General features: G+C 67.4%; 7 protein-coding genes and 1 tRNA gene. 3 read left to right on the top strand and 5 right to left on the bottom strand.

All coding sequences use genetic code 11. The features are described from left to right. Positions 1-578: 578 nt before the first annotated feature. Both ACFWWQ_RS23035 and ACFWWQ_RS23040 read right to left on the bottom strand, forming a co-directional pair. The gene (locus tag ACFWWQ_RS23035) at positions 579-1,262 is read right to left on the bottom strand and encodes a hypothetical protein (protein ID WP_384599148.1); all 684 of its coding nucleotides are present in this window, start codon (positions 1,260-1,262) and stop codon (positions 579-581) included. Between the two features lie 141 nt (positions 1,263-1,403). Continuing rightward, on the bottom strand, positions 1,404-1,778 hold the full coding sequence (locus tag ACFWWQ_RS23040) for a hypothetical protein (protein WP_384599151.1): 375 nt from the start codon (positions 1,776-1,778) through the stop codon (positions 1,404-1,406). Between the two features lie 198 nt (positions 1,779-1,976). Between ACFWWQ_RS23040 and ACFWWQ_RS23045 the strand changes: the two genes are divergently transcribed. Both ACFWWQ_RS23045 and ACFWWQ_RS23050 read left to right on the top strand, forming a co-directional pair. Continuing rightward, on the top strand, positions 1,977-3,221 hold the full coding sequence (locus ACFWWQ_RS23045) for an XRE family transcriptional regulator (RefSeq protein WP_384599154.1): 1,245 nt from the start codon (positions 1,977-1,979) through the stop codon (positions 3,219-3,221). Next, positions 3,218-3,769 carry a GNAT family N-acetyltransferase gene (locus tag ACFWWQ_RS23050; protein ID WP_384599157.1) on the top strand — a complete coding sequence of 184 codons (552 nt, stop codon included), beginning with the start codon at positions 3,218-3,220 and terminating at the stop codon, positions 3,767-3,769. Before ACFWWQ_RS23045 ends, ACFWWQ_RS23050 begins: the two co-directional genes overlap by 4 nt. A 938-nt stretch (positions 3,770-4,707) precedes the next feature. Here ACFWWQ_RS23050 and ACFWWQ_RS23055 read toward each other — a convergent pair. The 3 genes from ACFWWQ_RS23055 to ACFWWQ_RS23065 form a co-directional block, all read right to left on the bottom strand. Next, on the bottom strand, positions 4,708-5,217 hold the full coding sequence (locus ACFWWQ_RS23055; protein WP_384599161.1) for a phosphoribosyltransferase: 510 nt from the start codon (positions 5,215-5,217) through the stop codon (positions 4,708-4,710). A gap of 137 nt (positions 5,218-5,354) precedes the next feature. Then, a complete protein-coding gene (gene dcd, locus ACFWWQ_RS23060) occupies positions 5,355-5,930 on the bottom strand; it encodes a dCTP deaminase (protein WP_384599164.1) in 576 nt (191 codons plus the stop codon). 86 nt (positions 5,931-6,016) lie between these two features. Next, on the bottom strand, positions 6,017-6,202 hold the full coding sequence (locus ACFWWQ_RS23065) for a hypothetical protein (RefSeq protein WP_345089704.1): 186 nt from the start codon (positions 6,200-6,202) through the stop codon (positions 6,017-6,019). A gap of 261 nt (positions 6,203-6,463) precedes the next feature. Here ACFWWQ_RS23065 and ACFWWQ_RS23070 point away from each other — a divergent pair. Continuing rightward, positions 6,464-6,537 (top strand) — tRNA-Gly (locus tag ACFWWQ_RS23070). The last annotated feature ends 146 nt before the right edge of the window (positions 6,538-6,683 follow it).

The following is a 6,683-nucleotide window of genomic DNA, read 5'->3' on the forward strand; positions in this document are numbered from 1 at the left end:
GGGCGCGCGGCTCCTCCCTCTGTGGTCCCGGGGTTTGTGTGTTTTATTTTTGTATTCGTCGCTCCGCGGGGGGCCGGGGGGGGGGGCGGGGGGGGGGGGGCGGGCCCCGCCCCCCCGACGCTCCTGTCTACCGCCCCGCTCCGGCAGCCCCCTGCCGCTCAGCGCGCAAGCCGGATGAGCGATCCGACGGCACCCGCAAGAAGCTCGATCAGCACCCTGCCGCAGCACCAGGCCGACACCACGGCAGCGCCAACCACAGCCCCGACCAGGCGCACGCGACCGCATCCCCACCTCGCCGAATCCGCGGTGACGCCTCGGCCGTCAACTCGCCTTCCCGCCAAGGCAGCGTGGTCCAGGCCGGCAGTGGTGCAGGTGGCATACGTGACGGGCGCCCGCCACACTGCGGGTGCGTCGTGGCGGGCTGTCGGCGGCTGGGGCCGAACAGCGCACACCGATCACGCTGCCCATACGAACGACAACAGCCCCGGCACCATCGGCACCGGGGTTCGCGACGAACGCCCGACCGGGGGTCGCCCCTGTCCTGCACCTCCCGACCCACAGGCGTCTCGTCCCTGCGGTCAGGCCGAGCCCACCACGGTGACGTTGCGCAGTTCGCGGTAGAGGCGCGATGCGAGCACCGCTCGAAGACTCGGGTCATCCACGGGGCGGAGAGCATCGCGCTCACCCACCGTCCAACCGTCGCCGGTGAGCGTGTACGGCGCGCCGGAGTAGCCCCAGATGCGCGGCGACCGGACATGCAGAAGGAGGAAGTCCGTGTTCCGCAGGTGGGGGCATTCGACGATGGACAGGCGGGCATGGGCGGCGCACAGCGGGGGCATGGCCGTCACCGAGCCTTCCGGCCAGGTCGGCGGGTCGTACTCCTTGCGCCAGTCCACGAACAGCCAGCCGTCCTTGCTGCGGGGCACCGTGTCGCCGCAGATCTGGCACTTCATCCACCGCATGGCGACGTACTGGCGTCCCGGGTGCATGGAGTCGAACCGCGGCCGCCCGGCTCCGGGCTGGTAGGTCATCCGGGCCCACAGCACGTCGTCACGACCGACGCGGTCAGAGGCGCGTTCGTCCTTGTACCCGAGCTTCGGCCCGACCGAATCCCACTTCACATCCAACATCGCCTCGCTACCTGCCAGTTCTTCCGACCAGGTCGCGACGTACGGCACCGTCGACGGCTTTCGCACCGGGCACTCAGGCATTCCCGGCCCCCGCTCCATCCCGCACAGCGGCAGCGGCCTGGTGGTCGTCATCCGCGCGGGACACCGAAGGCACGGCGCCGTAAGCGTCCCGTACCCCTCCCAGCAGCAGAGCGGGCGGCTTCAGCCCGAGCACCCCCAGCACGACAACCGCGAGTCCAGGACGGGACGGCTTCTCCCGCGCGTGGCGGCCGCTCACCGCGCGCCCCCGGCGCCGGCCATCGCGTTCAACGGCGCCCAGGTGAAGAACAACTGCACGCCATGGCTCACCAGGTGATCCAGTTCCGGATGCCGCAACCCCGGCGTCGGGGAGACGGCGTTCGGCCACCGCGTCAGCACGACACCGACCTCACCACGCTCGGCCATCTCCCTCACCCGCAGCCACCCCGGACGCCCGCACGGGTTCGGTTCGCCGTAAGGATCGGAGATCTGCACCGTGACGCAGAGGCTGTGCTTCTCGGCGAAGCGCAGCCCTTCTTCCACCGCCCGCTCTTCCGCCAGACCACGAAGTTGGCCGGGTCGAGTCGCGCAGACATAGAGCACCGCGTCCATGCCGCCCGTGGTTGTCATGGGTACCTCCTGGAAGCGAGGAGTCGGGGTAGCGGCGCCATCCCTCACCGGGAAGAGGAGTGGAGCCGGGTCCCTTACTCAAACGGCTTTCAGGGGCCGGTGATTAGGGCGATGAGCTGGGCTTCGTGTCGTCGCGCCTAGGGCGATTTGACCTGCCGCTTACCAGGTGGGCAGAGCGGGTCGTCCTACTGTGAGGCCATGGCAGCGACGCGTAACGAGGCGCTGGCAGGCTGGATGGCCGAGCACAAGCACAGCGCCAACTCCCTTGCAGAAGCCGTCAATCAGGCCATCGGCGAGCTGACGGGACGCCTGGGCGGATTCGACGGCTCATCGGTACGGAGCTGGAAAGCAGGCCGGGTCAGGTGGCCGAAGTCGCTCACCCGCGCCGCCCTGGAGCACGTCACCGGACTGCCGGCGACGGCCCTAGGGTTCGTACCGCGAGGCCAGCAGTCGTCTGCCCCAGCGCCACAGGAGGACCCCGTGAAACGTCGCAACTTCCTCGCCGTGGCGGTCGCCGCATCGACCACGCCGGTCCGCCGCATCGGCACCTCAGACGTAGAGCGCCTCAACCGCCGGTTCGCGGACATCATCGCCAGCGACCACCGGCACGGCGGCCGGCTCGCCGTCGAGCATCAGGCCGCCGCCCTCTCGGACGAGGCACTGGCCCTCCAGCAATCAGGAATCGCCAGCCAACGGGTACGCAGCTACGCGTACGCCTCTGCCGCCGCTTTCGCTTCGTCGGCGATGTGGGCAGCCATCGACGGGCGCCGCTTCACCGAAGCACAGCGGTATCTCGACCGGGCTTCCAGCCTCGCCACGCTGTCGGGGGACCAGGCCATCCAATTCCGCATCTGGTCACATGCCGGAACTCTCTACCGGCATATGGGGCGCCCCTCCGAAGGACTCGCGGCGAACGACGTCGCCCGCAATCTGCCCATCGCCCGTCGCGACCCGCTGTTCGCCTCACTCGGGCATGCTCGGCACGCAGCGCTCCAAGGGGCAGCCGGAGACCGAGCAGGCGTGAGGCGATCCCTCGGGCACGCCGAGGAAGCGCTGGGCCGTGCCCATGACGACAAGCCCCGTCCGGTGTGGCTGAAGGCGTTCTACGGACCCTCGGAGCTGGACAGCCTCGGTCTCGCCGCGTATCTCGCGCTCGGCGACTGGGAGGAAGCCGAAGCCCGCGCGCACCGCAGCATGGGGGCACTTCTTCCGCACATGCACCGCTCGCTCGCCATCACCACAGCGCGACTCGCCCGTGCCCAGCTCGGTCAGGGCGACATCGAACCGGCGGTGCATTCGGCGATGCGCATCCCCCGCGATACCGCTCAGCATCCGCGAGTGGCTGGGATGCTCAACAGGTTCAGCGCCGGTCTCCGCAAGACCGCACCCCGCAGCCCCCACCTCCACACGTGGGCGCAGTACCAGCGAGAGGTCCTGACATGAACGCCGACACCATCGCCCTGCGCCGCGTCACCGAGCTGAACGGCGCCACCCGGCAGGCCCTTGCCGACCTGTACGCGAACGTCCGAGCAGATCTGCTGCACCTGCCGAACTACAAGGTCAGCACGTTCACCGAACGCCTCGACCGCCACGCGGCAGAACCGGGCTGGGAATCCGTCATCGCCTACGCAGGAGACGACCCCGTCGGCTACGCCTACGCCAACACGGTCGAACCCGGGAACCGGTGGTGGGCGCGCCTGGAGTCTCCAGCACCGGAGGAGTACACCAGCGGGCCAGCTGTCGCGATCAAGGAGATCGGAATCGTGAAGCCGTGGCGCGGCCAGGGCATCGCCCGGCAGATGCACGACCACCTGATGCAGGCCCGCCCCGAGCTCTACGCCACCCTGTTCGTGAACAGCAAGGCCGGTGACGGGAAGGTCCAGGCACTGTACGCGGGATGGGGATACGTAGTGATCGGTGAGCAGCAGCCACTGTCGCCGGATGCGCCACGGTTGACGTGCATGGGGAGGCGGGCCGCCAATCCGTCATAAGGCGAAAGTTCCACGCTCCCGTTGTCGGTAAGGAAACGGGAGCGTTGGCGTTTGGGGCTGTGGCCCAGACGCACAGGGAAGTGTCCAGAACCGATCACACCCAGGAATGCTACTTACGTTCGGAAGCGCGCGAAATGGCAATCTTTCAATTACATTGCGTCCGCGCGTACCTAATCAGTGCTACACGGTTCGCGTGCGCTTCTGCACTATTATCGAACGTCCTCGGTCGACTCTGCTTGCCGTAGAACTCCAGGACTTTCGCAGCCTCCTCGGCACTGCCACCATCGGCAAGCCTGCACATCGACTCCTGGGATTGCGAAGTCATGGCCTCCCATTCTGCCTCTGCGTGGTCCTCAGCGGACTCTTCACTGGCTGACGGGGCCGCCGAGGCGCTTGACCTCTCCTGATCACCCCCGTGCTCCGCGCACGCAGTCAGAGCCAGCACAGCAGCAATCAGCACTCCTGAGGCGCCAAACCTGTTCATTACTCCCCCTGTTCTTTGCTCCGCTCAGCAACAGATCTGGGCGCACACGCTACTGATGCGCGCCCTCAGTCATGAGCAGTTCAAGACATTCGAAGAACACCCCGAAAAGCCTGAGGCAGGCCCACCGCGTGCCAGATCCGTGCCAGATGGAACGGCAAAACGCGGTCGGCAGCGGTCAATCGCGGATAGTCGGCACCCGGAAAGACCGAAGGCCCCTGACCTCGTTTTCCCCAGGTCAGGGGCCTTCCAGCACTACTGAGCTGCGGAGGCTGTGGGATTTGAACCCACGGTGAGGGGTTACCTCACGACAGTTTTCAAGATCGCAACGGCGTGCGATGGGAAAGCGGGAGCGCCGGGCGCCACCACACATCTTCGTGCGATGCTTCACTCGCACAGGCCGACAGACCGGTTTCCTACACTTCGAGCGAGGGGAACCAGCAGGTCAGAAGCGTTTTTACAGCGCTTCGCGCGACGGGGTGATCGGCTCCCCTGTCTTACGTACTACGGGCAACACCGACCACGGGAAGTTGATCCAGTCGTCGGTGCGCTTCCACACGTACTCGCACTTCACCAGCGAGTGCGACTTCTCGTATATCACCGCGCTGCGGACCTCCGCGACGGTGTCCTTGCAGAAGTCGTGCACCAGCTTGAGCGTCTTGCCGGTGTCGGCGACGTCGTCGGCGATCAGCACCTTCTTGTCGCTGAAGTCGATGGTGTTCGGCACCGGCGCCAGCATCACCGGCATCTCCATGGTGGTGCCCACGCCGGTGTAGAACTCCACGTTCACCAGGTGGATGTTCTTGCAGTCCAGCGCGTACGCCAGACCACCTGCGACGAAGACCCCGCCGCGGGCGATCGACAGCACGATGTCGGGCTCGAAGCCGTCGTCGGCGATCGTCTGCGCCAGCTCGCGGATCGCCCCGCCGAACCGCTCGTACGTCAGGTTTTCCCGTACGTCACTCACGAATCTCTCTCAGACCTTCTCTGTCTTACGCCCTGTGCGCTTACGCCCTGTGCGCGCCACACCCCGGGGCGCAAGCCCCGCCTTCGCACGCCGTACGCCACCCCCGTCGGCGCACGCTCGCTCCGGCGGGCATGCCTTCACATCTGAGTGCGGTGGAAATTCTTGAAGGACCGCGACGGGGTCGGCCCCCGCTGGCCCTGGTACCGGGAGCCGTACCGCTCCGACCCGTAGGGGTGCTCGGCCGCCGACGTCAGGCGGAACATGCACAGCTGCCCGATCTTCATCCCCGGCCACAGCTTGATCGGCAGCGTCGCCACATTGCTGAGCTCCAGGGTCACGTGCCCGCTGAACCCCGGGTCGATGAACCCGGCCGTCGAGTGCGTCAGCAGCCCCAGCCGTCCCAGCGAGCTCTTGCCTTCGAGCCGGGAGGCCACATCGTCCGGCAGCGTGATGACCTCATACGTCGAGGCCAGCACGAACTCGCCGGGGTGCAGGATGAACGCGTCGTCCCCCTCCGGCACGACCTCACGCGTCAGGTCGGCCTGCTCCACGGCGGGGTCGATGTGCGGGTAGCGGTGATTCTCGAACACCCGGAAGTAGCGGTCGAGACGGACGTCAATGCTGGACGGCTGCACCATCGACTCGTCGTACGGGTCGATGCGCACCCGGCCGGCGTCGATCTCGGCCCGGATGTCCTTGTCTGAGAGAAGCACGGGGACGAGGATACGCGCCCACCCGTGCGGACCCCACCTGCGACGGGGTGGGGGTGACCTGCGCAACTCCGGGGCGGGCCGCCGGGCTATCGCTTCGCGTACTCCACCGGTACCGCGTTGCGCAGCCGCGCACAGCGCGGGCACCGCAGCAGCCGCCCGGGACCGAGCCGGTCGGTGGTCTGCATCGGGAACGAAGCGGTGCTGAACACGTGCCCCTCGGCACAACGGACGACGGTGCGCTCCATCAAGTCCTCTCCCAACTGCGTGGACAACGAAAGCCACATTAGGGGATCAACCGGTCGCCTTCTCCAGCGGCACCCCGCCACCCGAAAGCCCCCGCCGAGGACCACGCACCCACCCCGCGCACCAGCCGGGGAACCACCCCACCGTACGCCCCAACTCCCGCGCCCCACAGCCGCTTCACACCACCGGGGCCACTCGCCCGACACCACCCGACCGCGAGCGCCACACGCGCCGGTCACACCATGAGGTACAGTGTCCGCAGTTATCTCGCCGCATATTCCGGCGGTTTCGCGGGTGTAGTTTAATGGTAGAACATGAGCTTCCCAAGCTCAGAGCGCGGGTTCGATTCCCGTCACCCGCTCCACAGTTGAGGGCCCGGTCAGTGTACGGGGCCGTCTGCGGTGGCGGTATACACCACGGCCGCGCCCCCACCCCGCCCCCGGGGCTTATAAACCAATACCAGCCCACCAGACATACAATCAAGGGGGGTGGCGGGGGAGGGGGTGTCTC

The sequence above is a fragment of the Streptomyces sp. NPDC059080 genome (assembly GCF_042739975.1).
Classification (GTDB): Bacteria; Actinomycetota; Actinomycetes; order Streptomycetales; family Streptomycetaceae; genus Streptomyces; species Streptomyces benahoarensis.

What these genes read in the sequence shown, in the direction of transcription:
- ACFWWQ_RS23035 (WP_384599148.1), bottom strand. Translation starts at nt 1,262, where the DNA reads ATGACGACCACCAGGCCGCTGCCGCTGTGCGGGATGGAGCGGGGGCCG.
- ACFWWQ_RS23040 (WP_384599151.1), bottom strand. Translation starts at nt 1,778, where the DNA reads ATGACAACCACGGGCGGCATGGACGCGGTGCTCTATGTCTGCGCGACT.
- ACFWWQ_RS23045 (WP_384599154.1), top strand. Translation starts at nt 1,977, where the DNA reads ATGGCAGCGACGCGTAACGAGGCGCTGGCAGGCTGGATGGCCGAGCAC.
- ACFWWQ_RS23050 (WP_384599157.1), top strand. Translation starts at nt 3,218, where the DNA reads ATGAACGCCGACACCATCGCCCTGCGCCGCGTCACCGAGCTGAACGGC.